General features: G+C 74.8%; 16 protein-coding genes. 8 read left to right on the top strand and 8 right to left on the bottom strand.

Annotated elements, in window-relative coordinates:
* Window positions 1–307: 307 nt before the first annotated feature.
* Window positions 308–526 (bottom strand): hypothetical protein, encoded by a 219-nt coding sequence (locus tag AB0M46_RS48555; protein ID WP_363348019.1) that lies wholly within the window; start codon window positions 524–526, stop codon window positions 308–310.
* A gap of 342 nt (window positions 527–868) precedes the next feature.
* Between AB0M46_RS48555 and AB0M46_RS48560 the strand changes: the two genes are divergently transcribed.
* The 6 genes from AB0M46_RS48560 to AB0M46_RS48585 all read left to right on the top strand — a co-directional run bounded on the left by AB0M46_RS48560 (window position 869) and on the right by AB0M46_RS48585 (window position 6961).
* Complete coding sequence (locus AB0M46_RS48560; protein WP_363348021.1) at window positions 869–2746, top strand: ricin-type beta-trefoil lectin domain protein; 1878 nt, start codon at window positions 869–871, stop codon at window positions 2744–2746.
* 136 nt (window positions 2747–2882) lie between these two features.
* On the top strand, window positions 2883–3095 hold the full coding sequence (locus AB0M46_RS48565) for a hypothetical protein (RefSeq protein ID WP_363348023.1): 213 nt from the start codon (window positions 2883–2885) through the stop codon (window positions 3093–3095).
* Between the two features lie 96 nt (window positions 3096–3191).
* On the top strand, window positions 3192–3728 hold the full coding sequence (locus AB0M46_RS48570; RefSeq protein WP_363348025.1) for a PadR family transcriptional regulator: 537 nt from the start codon (window positions 3192–3194) through the stop codon (window positions 3726–3728).
* Complete coding sequence (locus tag AB0M46_RS48575; protein ID WP_363348027.1) at window positions 3725–4408, top strand: ABC transporter ATP-binding protein; 684 nt, start codon at window positions 3725–3727, stop codon at window positions 4406–4408. The genes AB0M46_RS48570 and AB0M46_RS48575 overlap by 4 nt, the downstream gene beginning before the upstream one ends.
* Window positions 4405–5838, top strand: a complete 1434-nt coding sequence (locus AB0M46_RS48580) for an FtsX-like permease family protein (RefSeq protein WP_363348029.1) — start codon at window positions 4405–4407, stop codon at window positions 5836–5838. Before AB0M46_RS48575 ends, AB0M46_RS48580 begins: the two co-directional genes overlap by 4 nt.
* 181 nt (window positions 5839–6019) lie before the next feature.
* Window positions 6020–6961: a GH25 family lysozyme gene (locus tag AB0M46_RS48585; protein WP_363348031.1), complete on the top strand. Its 942-nt coding sequence runs from the start codon at window positions 6020–6022 to the stop codon at window positions 6959–6961.
* A gap of 2 nt (window positions 6962–6963) precedes the next feature.
* Here AB0M46_RS48585 and AB0M46_RS48590 read toward each other — a convergent pair whose 3' ends face one another.
* Window positions 6964–7506, bottom strand: coding sequence for a helix-turn-helix domain-containing protein (locus AB0M46_RS48590; protein WP_363348033.1), 543 nt, complete (start codon window positions 7504–7506; stop codon window positions 6964–6966).
* A 64-nt stretch (window positions 7507–7570) separates the two neighbouring features.
* Between AB0M46_RS48590 and AB0M46_RS48595 the strand changes: the two genes are divergently transcribed.
* Window positions 7571–8419 (top strand): alpha/beta hydrolase, encoded by an 849-nt coding sequence (locus AB0M46_RS48595; RefSeq protein ID WP_363348035.1) that lies wholly within the window; start codon window positions 7571–7573, stop codon window positions 8417–8419.
* A gap of 62 nt (window positions 8420–8481) precedes the next feature.
* Window positions 8482–8820 (top strand): hypothetical protein, encoded by a 339-nt coding sequence (locus AB0M46_RS48600; RefSeq protein WP_363348037.1) that lies wholly within the window; start codon window positions 8482–8484, stop codon window positions 8818–8820.
* Window positions 8821–8831: 11 nt separating this feature from the next.
* Here AB0M46_RS48600 and AB0M46_RS48605 read toward each other — a convergent pair whose 3' ends face one another.
* The 6 genes from AB0M46_RS48605 to AB0M46_RS48630 form a co-directional block, all read right to left on the bottom strand.
* Window positions 8832–9164: a nucleotide pyrophosphohydrolase gene (locus tag AB0M46_RS48605; protein WP_363348039.1), complete on the bottom strand. Its 333-nt coding sequence runs from the start codon at window positions 9162–9164 to the stop codon at window positions 8832–8834.
* A 23-nt stretch (window positions 9165–9187) separates the two neighbouring features.
* Window positions 9188–9994: a methyltransferase domain-containing protein gene (locus AB0M46_RS48610; protein ID WP_363348041.1), complete on the bottom strand. Its 807-nt coding sequence runs from the start codon at window positions 9992–9994 to the stop codon at window positions 9188–9190.
* 26 nt (window positions 9995–10020) lie between these two features.
* Window positions 10021–10740, bottom strand: coding sequence for a VOC family protein (locus AB0M46_RS48615; protein WP_363348043.1), 720 nt, complete (start codon window positions 10738–10740; stop codon window positions 10021–10023).
* A 40-nt stretch (window positions 10741–10780) separates the two neighbouring features.
* Window positions 10781–12025 carry an MFS transporter gene (locus AB0M46_RS48620; RefSeq protein WP_363348045.1) on the bottom strand — a complete coding sequence of 415 codons (1245 nt, stop codon included), beginning with the start codon at window positions 12023–12025 and terminating at the stop codon, window positions 10781–10783.
* Window positions 12022–12147, bottom strand: coding sequence for a hypothetical protein (locus tag AB0M46_RS48625; protein ID WP_363348047.1), 126 nt, complete (start codon window positions 12145–12147; stop codon window positions 12022–12024). Before AB0M46_RS48625 ends, AB0M46_RS48620 begins: the two co-directional genes overlap by 4 nt.
* A gap of 140 nt (window positions 12148–12287) precedes the next feature.
* A partial coding sequence (locus tag AB0M46_RS48630; protein ID WP_363348049.1) for a tetratricopeptide repeat protein occupies window positions 12288–15050 on the bottom strand: 2763 nt, incomplete at its 5' end.

Raw genomic sequence — 15050 nt, forward strand, 5'->3', positions numbered from 1 at the left:
CCGGGCGGACGGTGCCCGGTCGCGCCCTGGGCGCGCGGCCGGGCACCGGCGCGCCACCGCACGCTCCTCTCGTCGAAGGGTCACCGGGCGGTACTTCGAGGACGGCCAGGAGGCCGCACTGCACCGGCCGGGCGTGCGCCGGGGCGTTGCGGCCTACGCCGTCGACCCGGATCGCGCCGCGCGGCTGTGGGGCCGCTCGAACTTCGAGAACGGCCAGGAGGCGCACTGCACCGGCCGGGCGTGCGCCGGGGCGTCGCGGCCTACGCCGTCGACCCGGATCGCGCCGCGTTGGCTGTGGGCCGCTCGGCTAACCGCGCTGGGCCGCGTTGCGGGGCAGGTGGAGCTTGCCCTCGGAGTCGACCTTCTTGTCGAACGGCATGGCCGGGTCGTCGACCTCGCCGCCGAGGCCGTACGGGGTGTACACGCCGCGCGCCGAACCGTTGAGGCGGTCCTCCTCGTCGATGACGGAGGCGCCGTCGCCGCCGGGGGTGCCGGTCGTGCCCATCGTGGCGTTCTCTTCACTCATACCCTGGCCTTACCCATCCCGGCGGGGTCTCACCCCTCGCGCGCGACCCTCCTCGCTCCCGACGACGTGGTGCTCGAGGTCGGGCGTCTCACCCCTCGCGCGCGACCGCTCCCGGACGGCCCGGTGGCATCGCCGGATCTACCGGAACGTGGAGTCGGCCCGTACGCTGCCGGGGTGACGCTCGGGCCGGGGCCGGCGCCGGTGGGTGGCCAGGCCGAAGGCCCAGGTTAGGACCTTGGGCCGGGGGCGGGGCACGGCGTATCTGTTAGGAACATTGACAGATATTTGGCTTCCGGGCTTAATACAAGTCCCGAAGTTAACTCCCCGCCAGGAGGCGTGCGCATGGTCCCAACCCGGCCGTTGTCTGCACTGCTCGTCGCGGCCACCGCGGCCGCCCTGCTCACATCAGCCCAGCTGCCGGCCGCCGCGGCGGCCACCTCGGTCCAGGTCTACTGGAGCTCGGAGTCGCGCACCGCCGGCTACGAGCCGAAGAACGGCAACTGGTACACCAGCCCGGCCACCGGCCTGGCCGGCACTCCCTACCAGCTCTCCCGGCAGGCCGACGCCCCGATCGTCGCCGCCTCCGGGAGTGCCACCGTCACCGTCGACACCGCCACGAAGTACCAGTCGATCCTCGGCATCGGCTCGTCGCTGGAGGAGTCCACCATCTACAACCTGTCGCGGATGAGCGCGACGGGCCGCGACAAGGCGCTGCGCACGCTCGTCGACCCGGCCACCGGGGCCGGCTTCAACGTCGCCCGCATCACCTTCGGCACCAGCGACTTCACGTCGCACGACTTCTACACCTACGACGACGGGGCGGCCGACCCGTCGCTGTCGCGGTTCTCGATCCAGCGCGACATCGACTACAACATCATCACCACCCTGAAGCAGGCCCTGGCCATCAACCCCAACCTGCGCATCTTCGCCAGCGCCTGGTCCGCCCCGCCGTGGATGAAGACCAGCAACAACATCATCGGCGGCAGCCTCAACAGCACCTACATCCCGACGCTGGCGACCTACTACCGCCGGGCCGTGCAGGCGTACGTCGCGCAGGGCATCCCGATCTACGCGCTCACGCTGCAGAACGAGCCGCTGTTCTCGCCGGCGGACTACCCGGGCATGCTGGTGAGCGCCGACCAGGAGCGGCAGCTGGCCAAGGCGCTGCGCACCGAGCTGAGCAACAACGCGCTCGGCGGCGTGAAGATCTGGGCCTTCGACCACAACTTCAGCGAGGGCGTGTCGTACGCCGCCGGGGTGCTCGGCAGCTCGTCCAGCCACAGCGACGCGTACTCGTCCGTGGACGGCATCGCCTTCCACGACTACGCCGGCGACCCGTCGGCCATGTCCACCGTCAAGGCGAGCTACCCGGACAAGGACGTGCTCATGACGGAGCGTTCCGTCTGGGGTACGTCGGGGGCCGACCGCATCGTGCAGTACTTCCGTAACAACTCCACCCTGTATGAGGGCTGGGTCAGCATGCTGGACCAGAACCGCTCGCCCGAGCGGTGGTCCGGCTCGCCCGACCCGACCATGCTCGTGCAGAGCCCGACCAACCGCGACACGTTCTGGGCGCTGCCGGACTACAACATGGTCGCCCAGTTCTCGAAGTTCGTCGCGGCCGGCGCGCGGCGCGTGTCGACCGGCTACGGCTCGACCGGGACGGTCACGAACGTCGCCTTCCAGAACCCCGATGGCACGCTCGTCACCGTCGTGGTGAACCAGACCGGGGCGAGCCAGCCGTTCACGCTGCGGGTGGGCAACCAGCAGATCTCGAACACCCTGCCGGCCAAGACCGTCGGGACGTACCTCTGGGCCGGCGCCGACAGCGGCACCCCGAGCACCCGGACCGGCCAGATCACCGGCTACGGCAGCAAGTGCGTCGACGTCGCCGGCGCGAGCTCCGCGAACGGCACGAAGATCCAGCTGTACACCTGCAACGGCTCGACGGCCCAGCAGTGGACGGTCGGCACCGACGGCACGCTCCGCGCGCTGGGCAAGTGCCTCGACGTGGCCGCGGCCAGCTCGGCCAACGGCACGAAGGTGCAGCTCTACGACTGCAACGGCACCGCGGCGCAGCAGTGGGTGGCGGGGACCGACGGCAGCCTGCAGTCGCTGGGCAAGTGCCTGGACGCCACCGGCCCGAGCTCGGCCGACGGCACCCAGCTGCAGATCTGGGCCTGCTCCGGCGCCGCCAACCAGCGCTGGACCCTGCCGTAGCGCCTCCTGCCGGCAGGTGATCGATGCGGCGGCCCGAACCCCCTCGGGCCGCCGCCGTCCGCCGGGTGATCGGGCTCACGCCAAGATCACGAAGCCAAACTGTTTGATCGTTCCCGCGCGTGGGAAGCCGGGGCCCGTGCCTCTCATCCGCGCCGACAGCATCCTCGCTCGTACCGCCTCCGCACTGCTCGCCCGCCACGCAGCCGCCGCCGACGGCGGCTGCGTCGTGTGTGAGCGGCCGATGCCCTGCCCGGCGGCCGCCTACGCGCAGGTCGTCGCGGCGGCCATCGCCCCGCCACGCCCGGCCGTCGAGCCGGACGCCCCGCCGAGCCGGCTCTCGGAGCGCTGACGGGCCCTTTCCGTGCGCGGGCCGCGGGCTGAGGCCCGCGGCTGAGTTTCGCGGTGACGCTTGACCCGGCTATTCATCCGGTGAATAGTGGGGGGCATGTCCGCGCCGTTCGTGTTGCTGGGGCTGCTGTGGGGTGGTCCCAAACATGGGTACGACCTCAAGCACGCCTACGACCAGAGGCTGCCGCGCGCCAAGGCGCTCGGCTTCGGCCAGGTGTACGCCACCCTCGGCCGGCTGGAACGCGACGGCCTCGTCGAGCAGGCGGGGCAGGACCGCGCCGGCGGCCCCGACCGCACCACGTTCGCCATCACCGACGCCGGCCGGGAGGCCCTCGAGCGCTGGGTGGCCGAGATCGAGCCGCCCGCCCCGCACGTCGGCTCCGTCCTGCTGGCCAAGGTGATGGTCGCGCTGCTGTGGCCCGACACGGGGCGGGCCACCGCATACTTGGCCGCCCAGCGCAAGGCGCACGCCGACCGGCTGCGCGAGCTCACCGCCGCGAAGTCCGCGCCCGGCGCCACCTTCGGCGACGTGGTCGCCGCGGACTACGCGATCGCCCATCTCGACGCCGACCTGGTGTGGCTGCGTGCCACGCTGCAGCGCGTCGCCCAACTGCCATCGGGGGTTGTCGCATGACCGCGGTACTGCAAGCCAGGGACGTGGCCCGCAGCTACGGCGCCACGCCCGCCCTGCGCGGCGTCTCGCTCGACGTCGCCGAGGGCGAGATCCTCGCCGTCACCGGGCCCAGCGGCTGCGGCAAGTCCACGCTGCTGCACTGCCTGGCCGGGATCCTCCGGCCGGACGCGGGCGAGATCCGGTACCGCGGCGACCGCCTCGACGCGAGATCCGAGGCCGACCGCTCGCGGCTGCGGCGCACCGAGTTCGGGGTGCTGTTCCAGTTCGGCCAGCTGGTCGCCGAGCTCACCGCGGTCCAGAACGTGGCGCTGCCGCTGCTGCTGGCGGGGGCGTCCCGGCGCGCCGCGCACGGCGCCGCCGAGGCCTGGCTGGAGCGCCTCGGCGTCGCCGACGTGGCCGGCGCGCGGCCGGGGGAGATGTCCGGCGGGCAGCAGCAGCGCTGCGCCCTGGCCCGGGCGCTGGTCACCGAGCCGCGGGTGGTCTTCGCCGACGAGCCGACCGGCGCGCTGGACACCCTCGCCGGCGAGCAGGTGCTGGGCCAGCTCGTCGGCGTGGCCCGGGAGCGGTCCGCGACCGTGGTGCTGGTGACCCACTCCGGCCGCGTCGCCGGGTACGCCGACCGCGAGGTCGTGCTGCACGACGGTGCCGTCGACCCGGCCGGCCTCGGGATCGCCCGGTGAGGCCGGGCACGCTGCTGCGGCTGGGCCTGGCCGGCTCGCGGCTGGACACCGCGCGGGTCGGGCTGACCGCGCTCAGCACCGCCCTGGCCACCCTTGCGGTGCTCGCCGTGGCCAGCGTGGTGGCGATCGGCCCGCTCACGCCGCACGGCGTCCGCTCGCAGTACAGCACCGCGGTGCTGCGCGAGCCCGGCCTGCGCCCCGGCGTGCTGCTCACCCTGCTGCTGCTCACCATCCCCGTCATCGCCCTCGCCGGCCAGTGCGCCCGGCTCGGCGCCCCCGCCCGCGACCGGCGCCTCGCCGCGATCCGGCTGGCCGGCGCCACCCCGGCGCAGACCGTCGCCGTGGCCGCCGCGGAGACCGGCGTGGCCGCCCTGGCCGGGTCGCTGGCCGGCCTCGCCGCGTTCCTGGCCGGCCGCGCCCTGCTCGGCCATCCGGACGCCGAGGGCCGGCTGCCGCTGCCCACCGACGTCCGCCCGCCCGCCTGGTTCCTGGTTCTCGCCGTCGTGGCCGTCCCGGCCCTCGCCGCGCTCGCGGCCGCGGTGGCGATGCGCCGCGTGACGGTCGGTCCCCTGGGAGTCGTACGGCGGGTGCGCCGCACCACCGGCCCCCGCCCGTGGCCGGCCCTGCTCATCCCGGCCGGGATCGCGGCCTTCGGGGTGGGCGGCGCCGTGCCGCGGCTGTGGGTGCTCCTGCCGGCCGGCGCCGCCGCCACCGGGCTCGGCATCGTGCTCGGCACCGGCTGGCTGGCCCACGCCTGCGGCCGCCTGCTGCAGCGCCGGGCCCGCCGCGCCTCGACGACCCTGGCCGCGGCCCGCCTGGTGAACGACCCGTGGAGCGGCAGCCGCACCCTGGCCGTGCTGCTCATCTGCGTGCTCTTCGGCGCGGGCGCGGCTGGCGTGCGGGCCTACCTGCTCACCGAGGTCTCGCTGCGGCCGGAGCCCAACCCCTTCTTCTACGCCCGCACCATGGACCTCATCGACGCGGCGATCCTGGTGGCCATGGCGCTGACCGTGATCGCGATGATCGTCGTGGTGGCCGAGGGCGTGGCGAGCCGCCGCCGGGAGTACGCGGCGCTGGTCGCCACGGGCGTGCCCCGCGCGACGCTGGCCGGCTCGATCCTGTGGCAGACCCTGCTGCCGGCCGTCCCGGCGATCCTGCTCGCCGTGCTCGCGGGGCTCGGCATGGCCCGGACCCTGGGCACCCGGGCCACCGTGGATCGCTCCGGGTCGTACACCTGCATCGGCGGCGCCGCGCAGACCCGGCTCTGCCAGCCCGAGGCCAACCCGGTCCGCTCCGTCCCCATCCCGATCCCGTGGCCCGATCTGGCCCGCGACGCCGCCGCCGGGGTCGGCGCCGTGCTCGTCACCACCGGCGCGGGCCTGCTGCTGCTGCGCCGCAGCACCGACCTCGAGGAGTTGCGCGCCACCTGACCGCCTGGACGGAGGAGAAGGTGGTGAAGCACCGGGTGCACGTGCGGCCGGGGCCGGGCTCGGCGCGGCCGTGCTCGCCGGCCACCGGCTGGGCGGTGCCGTGGGACCCGGCCGGCACCGAGTGCTGCGGCACCAGGGCTGACGGCTCGCCGGGTTCGCGCCCGCCGGGCACACTGGGTTGGTGCGGGAGCGTTGGGTCGCGAGGGGGCGCCGCCTGCGCTGGGGCGCGCTGCTGTCGCTGCTCGCGCTGGCCGCGCTGCTCGGCGCCGGGTGGCGGTGGTTCCGGTCGATCGACTGGACGCCCCCGCGCCGCCGCTGGGTGGCCTTCACGCTGCTCGTGCTCACCGGCGCGGGGTGGGGCGTGGCCTCGGCCGGCCCGCCGCGGCTGCCGCTGCTCCCGCCCGCCGGGCCGCCCTCGCCGGAGGCCGTCGCGGCGATCCAGGCCGGCCGGCCGCCCGGCTACCCGGTGGGTGGCCTCGACATCTCCAGCCACGACCACGGCAGGTACCCGGTGCACTGGCCGACCGAGGTGGCGGCCGGCAGCGAGTTCGTCTACATCAAGGCGACCGAGGGCACCGCATACGTCAACCCGCACTTCGCCGCCGACTACACCGCCGCCAAGGCCGCCGGCCGGTACGTGGGCGCGTACGTGTACGCCCGCCCGGACCGCGGCGATCCCATCGGCCAGGCCGAGCACTTCCTGCGCCACGCCCGGTTCACCCGCGACGAGCGCACCCTCGTGCCGTTCGTCGACCTGGAGTGGCCGTACGCGGGGCTGCGCACCGGCCCCTGCTACGGGCTCACCCCGCAGCGGATGCGGGACTGGATACACGCGTTCATCGGCCGCATCGAGGAGTCGGTCGGCCGCAAGCCGATGATCTACACCAACACCTACTGGTGGAACCCGTGCACGGGCAACGACGCCTCCTACGGCTCGTACCCGCTGGACATCGCCAACTACACGGCGAAGGCCTCGAACCTGCCGGCCGGCTGGAGCACGTTCGCGCTGTGGCAGTACGCCCCCGGCGACCCGGACCAGCGCCACAGCCACGACCGCGACGTGGTCAACGGCGGCCCCGAGCACCTGCGCGCCCTGGCCTGGCCGCCACCGCCCGGCGGCTGAACCTACTCGCCGGCCTCGGGCGGGCCGGCGGGGAACAGGATCGGGCTGAGCAGGTACGGCGCCCGGCCCGGGGCGGGTCCGTGCCCGGCCACGTCGCCCAGCGCCTCCACCACGCGCCGGGTCAGCGCGCCGAGCTCCTCGGGGCTGAGCCACAGCGTCGCCTGCCGGTACGACACCCCGTCGGCGACCGGGTCGGCGCCCTCGCGGTCGAGATAGGCGTTGAACTCGGCGAGGAGCACGGCCACGGCGGCCGCAAACCCCCGCCGGTGATCCTCCACGCTCATCGCCGCCGCCGCGCCGGCGTCGATCACCGGCCGGTCCCGGCGCAGGCGGTAGCGCCGCTGCGTGGCCCCGCGCACCCGCTCCTCGCCCGCCACCTCCAGGAAACCGCCCTCGACCAGCGGGGCGACCTGCCGGTACACGGTCACCCGCGACACGTCGGGCAGCAGCGCGCCCAGCTGCGCCGTGGTCAGCTCCCGCCCGCCGGCCAGCGCGTGCACGATGCGCAACCGGACGGGGTGTAGCAGGAGCTCGACGGCGTTCACGGTCGTACTATCTCACATGCGATACCATTATCTAAGTCGAAACTGTAGATGTCATGGAGGAGCCGTGCGCGACGTCCCCGGGCGGCGGGTGCCCGTCAACGGCCGGACCGTCTACGTGGAGGAGTCCGGCGCGGGCCCGGACTGGGTGGTCTTCGAGGCCGGCGCCGGCTGCGGCCGGACCTGCTGGGATCCGGTGCTGCGCGAGCTGTCCGCCGAAGCCCGGCTGGTCGCCTACGATCGCGCCGGCCGCGCGCTCAGCGGCCGCACGAGCGCCACCCCGGGCATCGACGACATGGCCGCCGACCTGGTCGCCATGACCGAGGCGGTGGTGCCGGGCGGGTTTGTGCTCGTCGCGCACAGCATGGGCGGCCTGGTCGCCCGGCGCGCCGCCGAGCGGCTCGGCCCCCGGCTGCGCGGCCTGCTGCTGGCGGACGCGCTGCCGGAGCGCTCCCCGGTGTACGACACCTGGGACCGCACCACCGAGCGCATCGACCGGATGATGGCCGTGACGCAGGCCCTCACCCGGGTGCGCCCCCTCGCGCGGCTGTTCAGCGCCAACCTGCGCCGGCTGTACTCCGCGGACACCTACGCCACCATGCTCGCCGAGGACCTCACCCCGGCCGGGACCGCGCAGACCCGCAAGGAGATGCGCGCGGTCGCGGCCGCCGTCCACGAGTTCCGCGACCGCCCGCCCGCCCCGCCGCGGTGCCCGACGATCGTGCTGTCGGTGGCCCGCGCGGCGAAGGGGCGGGAACGCCAGCACGCCGCCATCCGCGAGCACCAGCGCCGCTACGCCGAGAGCCTGCCCGGCGCGCGGTGGTCGGAGGTCGGCGCGGCCCACCTGCTGCAGGCGGAGCGCCCCGGCGACGTCGCCGCCGCCGTCCGCCAGCTCATGCGGGCCGCAGCCCGCTGAGGAGTTGGATGCCGCGGTTCAGTAAGGTAGACGACCACCGATCGTTGGGCGGAGGCTCGTCGATGTTGCTGACTGGACTGCTGCTCGCGTATGTCGCTGCCCTCGGCCTCAGCGGGCTGCTGATGATCGTTTTGGGCGGCATCGGCTTCCGGCAAGGTAGCGGAGCCCGGACGGTCGAGGTTCTCGTCGGGATCGGTTTCCTCGCCTACGCCGCCTACCTGCTGTTCGTCTTCGACGGCGGCCGGGCCGCGTTCGTCTACTGGGTGCTGCTCGCGCCGGTGCTGACCGTGGTGAACATCGTGCGCAACCGGCGGGCCCAGCGGCTCCAGGAGCAGCTGGCGGCCACGTACGCCGCCGAGGCCGCCCAGCGCCAAGCGAACCCACGCGCCGGCTCGACCTGACCCCCCCCGTCTTAGCCGGCCGGCGCGTGACGCTGATGCAGCGCCCGCTCGATCCCGTCGGTCATCCGGGCGAACTCGGCGGGCAGGTCCACGCCGTAGCGCTCGGCGAGCACGAGCACCGACCAGAGGCAGTCGGCCAGCTCGTGCCCGAGCCGCTCCCGCGCGTTGTCGATCTCGCGCCGCCCGTCGACCGCCATTACCAGCTTGGCCAGGTCGCCGACGTCCCCGGCGAAGCCGAGCGCCAGGTCGCCGGTGCTCCACGCCCCGCGGCCGGCGGCGATGTTGTGGCGGTCGTAGAGCTCGGCGATGGTGATCGCCCGTGCCTGCAACGCCTCCAGATCCATCGCGGCAGCGTAGCGGGTGGGGGCTAACCGGCGGTGCCCCAGCCGAGCACCGCACCCGTCGGGATCGCCAGCGACCCGTCGCCCGACCGGTACGGCACGACCGCCCGCTCGTACTCCCGGCGGACGCGGCCGACCATCTCGGGCGACTCGTCGCGCAGCAGCGCCCCGAGCGCCCCGAAGCCGCTCGCCGTGCCCTGCCACAGCTCCTCGACGCCGGTGCGGTGCACCCACTCGACCGGCTCGGCCCCGACGTCGCGCAGCCCGGCGGCCGTCAGCATCCCGGCGAGCCCGTCCGGCGTGCGCTCGTAGTTCTTGTCGGCGGCGACGGTCGGCGCGTCCGCCGGGGTCCGCCCGCCCGCGGCGGCGAAGACCTCGCTCCAGAGCCGCTGCATCGGGGGCGCCGGCACCGGCCAGATCGTCACCGCGACCCGGCCGCCGGGCCGCGCCACCCGCCCCAGCTCCCGCACCCCGGCGCCCGGATCGCTGAGGTGGTTGATGACGAAGTTGGCCACGACGGCGTCGAACTCCCCGTCGGCGAACGGCAGGTCGGGCAGCACGGCGAGGCGCACGTCGGGCAGCCGGCGCTTCGCGACCTCGACCATGCTCGGCTCGGCGTCGACGGCGATGACGTCGGCCCCGCGCGCCACCGCCAGCCCGCCCACCGTCCCGGGGCCGGTCCCGGCGTCGAGCACCCGCATCCCGCCCGTCACCCCGGCCAGGTCCAGCAGCCGCTGCGCCGGATGGCCGCACAACGCACCGAAGAGCCGCTCGTAGACGTCGCCCATCCCGGCGTACTGCAGGCGTGCGTAGGCATCAAAGTTCATCGGCATCCGGCCACGGTACACGCGCCCGCCGCTCAGCCAGGCTCGGTGCAAAGGCAGAAGGGCTTGCCCACCGGGTCGAGGAAGACGCGGAAGGTGCCCCCGGGGCTCGCGACCTTCGTCGCACCCAGGGCCAGGGTGGCCTCCTCGGCGGCGTCCAGGTCGTCGACCAGGACGTCCAGGTGCAGCTGCTGCGGGTGGGCCGGGTCCGGCCAGCGCGGCGGGTTGTAGCCGGCCACCGCCTGGAACAGCACAGGCCGGTCGCCGGCCTCGCCGATCATCGTGCAGCCGTCGCCGTTGTCCTGGGTCAGCTCCTTGCCCAGCAGGGCTCCGTAGAAGCGGCTCAGCGACCACGGGTCCGGGCAGTCCAGGACCGGGCCGAGCAGCGTCCAGCCGGTGCTGCCGGGCTGCCAGTTCAGGTCGAAGGGGTGGCCGGCCGGGTCGGCAACCGTGATCCAGCGCTCGTTGCGGCGCAGCAGGGTGCCGCCCAGGGACAGCACCCGCTCCAGGGCGGGCTCGAGCGAGGGGACGCGGAGGTCCAGGTGGGCCTGCTGCGGGTGGCGCTGGCCGGGCCACTGCGGCGGTACGTGGTCGGGGGCCAGCTGGAAGCCGACCTTCCAGCCGTCGTTGGCCTTGAGCGACACCCAGTCCTCGTCGGCGTGGGTCTGTTCCCAGCCGGTCAGCGCCCTGTAGAAGGCGGCGAGGCCGCGGTAGTCCGCGGCGTCGAGCACGACCACGTCCAGGGTCCCGATCATGTGCCGAGGATACGGGGGTACGCCGGGTGCGCGTGCCGGCTCACCCGTCCTGCTTCACCGCGCGCAGCCGCCGGATCGGCGCCACCGCCAGGAGCAGGACGCTGCAGGCGAGCCCGATCACCGTGGCCGCCACCATCAACGGGCGCTCTCCGGTTGCCGCGGCGAGCGGTCCGGCGATCGAGCGGCCGAGGGCCATCGACAGCAGCGAGCCGGTCACGTCGTAGGCGTACACCCGGTTGAGCAGCTCCGCCGGGATCTGGGTCTGCACGGTGGTGGCCCAGACGACCGCCCAGAAGGCGAGGCCGATGCCGGCGAGGCCCCAGCCCAGCGACAGCACGACCACGTCCGGCCGCAGCGCCGGCACGATCGGGTACAGCGCGAACAGCGCCCACGCCAGCGCACCGACCGCCAGCGGACGGGCCGGGCGCAGCCGGATCGCCACCGCGCCGCCGATCACGCCGCCGGCCCCGAGCGCGGCCATGCCGATGCCCAGCGCGGCCGAGCCCAGCGACGCGGTGACCAGGTTCGCCCCGACCGGCAGCGACACGCCCGCGACGAAGCACCCGTACAGCAGGTAGATGCAGATGACGCCCCAGAGCCAGCTGCGGGACCGGAACTCGTGCCAGCCCTGCCGCAGCTGCCGCCGGAAGGACTCGCCCCGATCCTGCGTGCCGGTCGGGCCGAGCCGCAGCGCCCACAGGCACAGGCCGCTGATGCCGTAGGTCAGCGCGTAGATGGCGAACACCGTGCCCGGCCCGGCCAGGCTCACCAGCACGCCGGCGAGCGCCGGGCCGAGCACCCCGGCGACCGACTCGACCATCCTCAGGACCCCGTTGGCCCGCTGTACGTCCCGTGCGACCTGCGGCACGATGCTCGCCACGCCCGGCTGGAACAGCGCGGTGGCGACACCGCTGACGAACTGCAGGGCGACGATCGCCCACAGCGACGACCGGTCGGTGAAGAACATGACCGCGATGCCGGCCTGGATGCCCAGGCGCACCACGTCGGCGAGCACCATCATCCGCCGCGGGGTGAAGCGGTCGGCCAGCACGCCGCCGAAGAGCATGCACAGCGCGAGCCCGGCCATCCACGCGCCGAGTGCGTAGCCGACGCCGGAGACGCCGTAGCCGGCCTGCAGCACCCCGACCGACAGGGCGACGGGGAGCATGGCGTCGCCGAGCAGCGAGCCGGTGCGGGCGACGAAGTAGTAGCGGAAGTTCGCCGTCCACAGCCCGCCGGCGGGCCGGTCGGCGGCGACGGGTGTGCGGGTCTCGGTCTCGGTCACGCGTCACGTCCTTGCGGGTGGCCGTCGGATTGCACGGCTTCGGGGATCGCCGCCCAGGCGTCCACATCGGACACCCGGACGGTGGCGGGCGGGGCGGGGTGCGCCACGTGGTGGATCCGCATGGCTGCCGCCTCGCGACCGAGCCTAGGGAGGCCGTCTGCCCGCGACGCTGTAGCGCGGCTATACCGCAAACACCGGTTGTGACCTGGACATATGCCGCCGGCTTCCGGCGCCACCGGCAGAATTCGGGCGGTTCTGCCGGTCAGCGCGCGACCCGGCCGGCGTCGCCGAACGGTGGGACACCCATCTGCCGGCACAGCAGCAGGCTGCGGCGCAGGTGCCCGAACGCCGCCGCGGGCCGGCCGAGTGCGGAGTACGCGGCGCCGAGCACGAGGTGACTGCGGGCCTCGCCGGGCCGGTGGCCGGTGACCCGGTGCTGCTGCAGCGCCTCGGTCGCGTCCCGCACGGCCAGCTGCGCGCGGCCGAGCCGCACCCGGCTGCCCGCCACCACGTTGCGCGCGCTGGCGGCCAGCACCGGTAGCTCGGCCTCCCGGGCGAGCCGCATCGCCTCGTCGGCCGTGGCGAGGGCCTCGTGCGCATCGCCGCCGCGCAGTTGCACGGTGGCCAGCCCGACCAGCGCCGAGACCTGCGGGAACCGGTCGTGCACGATGCCGGCCAGGCCGAGGGCGGTGCGGTAGCTCTCCGCGGCGCCGGCCAGATCGTGACCGCCCAGCTGGGCCGTGGCGAGCGAGAAGAAGGCGTTGGCCTGCAACCGGCGGTCGTCGATCCGCTGGGCGCCGCGCAGCGCCTCGCGAGCCAGCCGCAGGCCGGTGGCGTGCTCGCCGAGATCGCAGTGCGCGGCCGACAGGCAGCTCAGCGCGACCGTCTCGCTCGTGCGGTTGCCGGTGGACCGGTGCACCTCGAGCGCGCCGGCGATGACCCGGATCGCGTCCTTCGACCGGCCGAGCGCCCGGTAGGCGATGCCGAGGTTGGTGTGGGCGACCGCCTCGCCGCCCTCGGACCCCAGGGCCCGGAACCGGTCGGCGGCCTGGGCATGGTGCGCCGCGGCCTCCTCGAGCCGGCCGGTCTTCCAGCAGATCAGGCCGAGGTTCATGCTGTCCTCCGCGGGGCCGGTGCCCGTGGCGTCCGCGGTGAGGTCGCGCGCCCGGGAGAGCACCTCGGACGCCGCGCGCATGGCGCCGCTCTCCTGGTACGCCGCGGCGATGCGGCGCAGCACCATCGCCTGCCCGTCGCGCCAGCCGGCCGACTCGGCGGTGGTCAGAGCCTGGCCGAACAGGTTCCGGGCGAGGGCGTTGTACCCGCGGGTCCACTGGCAGTCGGCCAGGCACAGCTGGGCGGCGGATACGGCGCGCAGGTCGCCGTCCTCGGTGGCGGCCGACAGCCCGGCGGTGGCCACGGACAGCGCGTCGGCGAGGTACCTCCCCCGGGACAGAAAGCCGTGCAGCGCCTCGGCCAGGCGCCACGTCGTGCGGTGCAGCCCGGCCTGTCCCGCGTGGAGGGTGGCGCTGACCAGGTTCTCCCGCTCCTGCTCGAGCCACCGCGTGGCGCTCGCCCGGTCGAGCGGGGCCGCCGGGCCCGGCACCTGCGCCGGCTCGCCGGGGTAGCGCAGGTGGGCCGCCGACTCGGCGGTCGAGACATACCAGTCGAGCAGGCGCTGCTGCCCGGCCTGGGCCTCCCCGGCGTCGGCGAGCTCCCACGCGTAGGAGCGCAGCAGGTCGTGCATGGCGAACCGGCCGGGCGCCGGCTCCTGCACCAGGTGCGCGTCCGTCAGCGTCCGCAGGAGCCCGGCCGCCGCCGCCAGGCTCGACCCGGCCAGCTCGGCGGCTCCCTCGGCGGTCACGTCGACGCCCGGCACCAGGCCCAGCAGGCGGAACATTCGGCGGGCCGGCTCGGGCAGGGCGTGGTACGACAGGCCGAACGTGGAACGCACCGACCGGTCGTCGCCCTCGACCTGCAGGCCGCCGAGCAGGTCGCCGCCGAGCAGCTCGGCGCAGTACTGCGCGATGCTCACCGCCGGGTGGGCGATGAGGTTCGCCGCGGCGACCCGCAGCGCCAGCGGCAGCAGCCCGCACACCCGCGCGAGCGTCGCCACCGCGTCGGGCTCGGCGGCCACCCGGTCCTCGCCCAGGGTCTGGCGCAGCAGCGTGTACGCCTCGTCTGGTGGCAGCACGTCGAGGCCGAGATACCGGGCGTCGTCCTGGGCGACCAGCCCGGTGAGGCGCACCCGGCTGGTGATGACGACGCGGCAGTGCCCGCCGCCGGGAATCAGCGGCCGCACCTGCGCCACGCTGCGGGCGTTGTCGAGCACGATCAGGATGCGCCGGTCCGCCACCAGCGTGCGGTACAGCGCCGCCGCCTCCTCCTCGCTCGAGGGCACCTGAGCGGGTGGCGCGCCGAGCGCGCGCAGGAACCGCCCGAGCACGTCGATCGGGCGCAGCGGCGGCAGCATCGAGTAGCCGCGCAGGTTCACGAACAGCTGCCCGTCGGGGAACGCGTCGCGGCGCGCGTGGGCCCAGTGCACGGCAAGCGCCGTCTTGCCGGTGCCGGGCGCGCCGACGACGACCACCACCCGGGTGCCGTCGGCCCGGCCCGGCGACAGCGCCTCGTCGAGCTTCTGCTGCTGGCGGCCGCGACCGACGTACGCCGGCGTGCCGGCCGGCAGCTGCGCCGGCGCGGGCGACTCGGGTGTCGGTCCGGCCGGGACCCGCGCGACCGGCAGCTGCTGGCGCAGCACCCGCAGGTGCGCCTCGCGGATCTCCTCGCTCGGCGTGATGCCCAGCTGCTCGTCGAGCCGCTCGCGGAAGCTGTGGAAGACGTTGAGCGCGGCCGCCTGCTCGCCGCAGCCGGCGAGGGCCAGGATCAGCCGGGCGTGCAGCCTCTCGTGCAGCGGTTCGGCCGCGGCCATGTCCCACAGGACCGGCACCGCGCGCTCCGGCGTGCGCAGCCGCAGCGCGAGGTCGGCGTGCAGCAGCGCCGCCTCGATGCGCCGCTCGCCCGCCGCCAC

Origin of the sequence: Dactylosporangium sp. NPDC051485, from assembly GCF_040682015.1 — a bacterium.
GTDB lineage: Bacteria > Actinomycetota > Actinomycetes > Mycobacteriales > Micromonosporaceae > Dactylosporangium.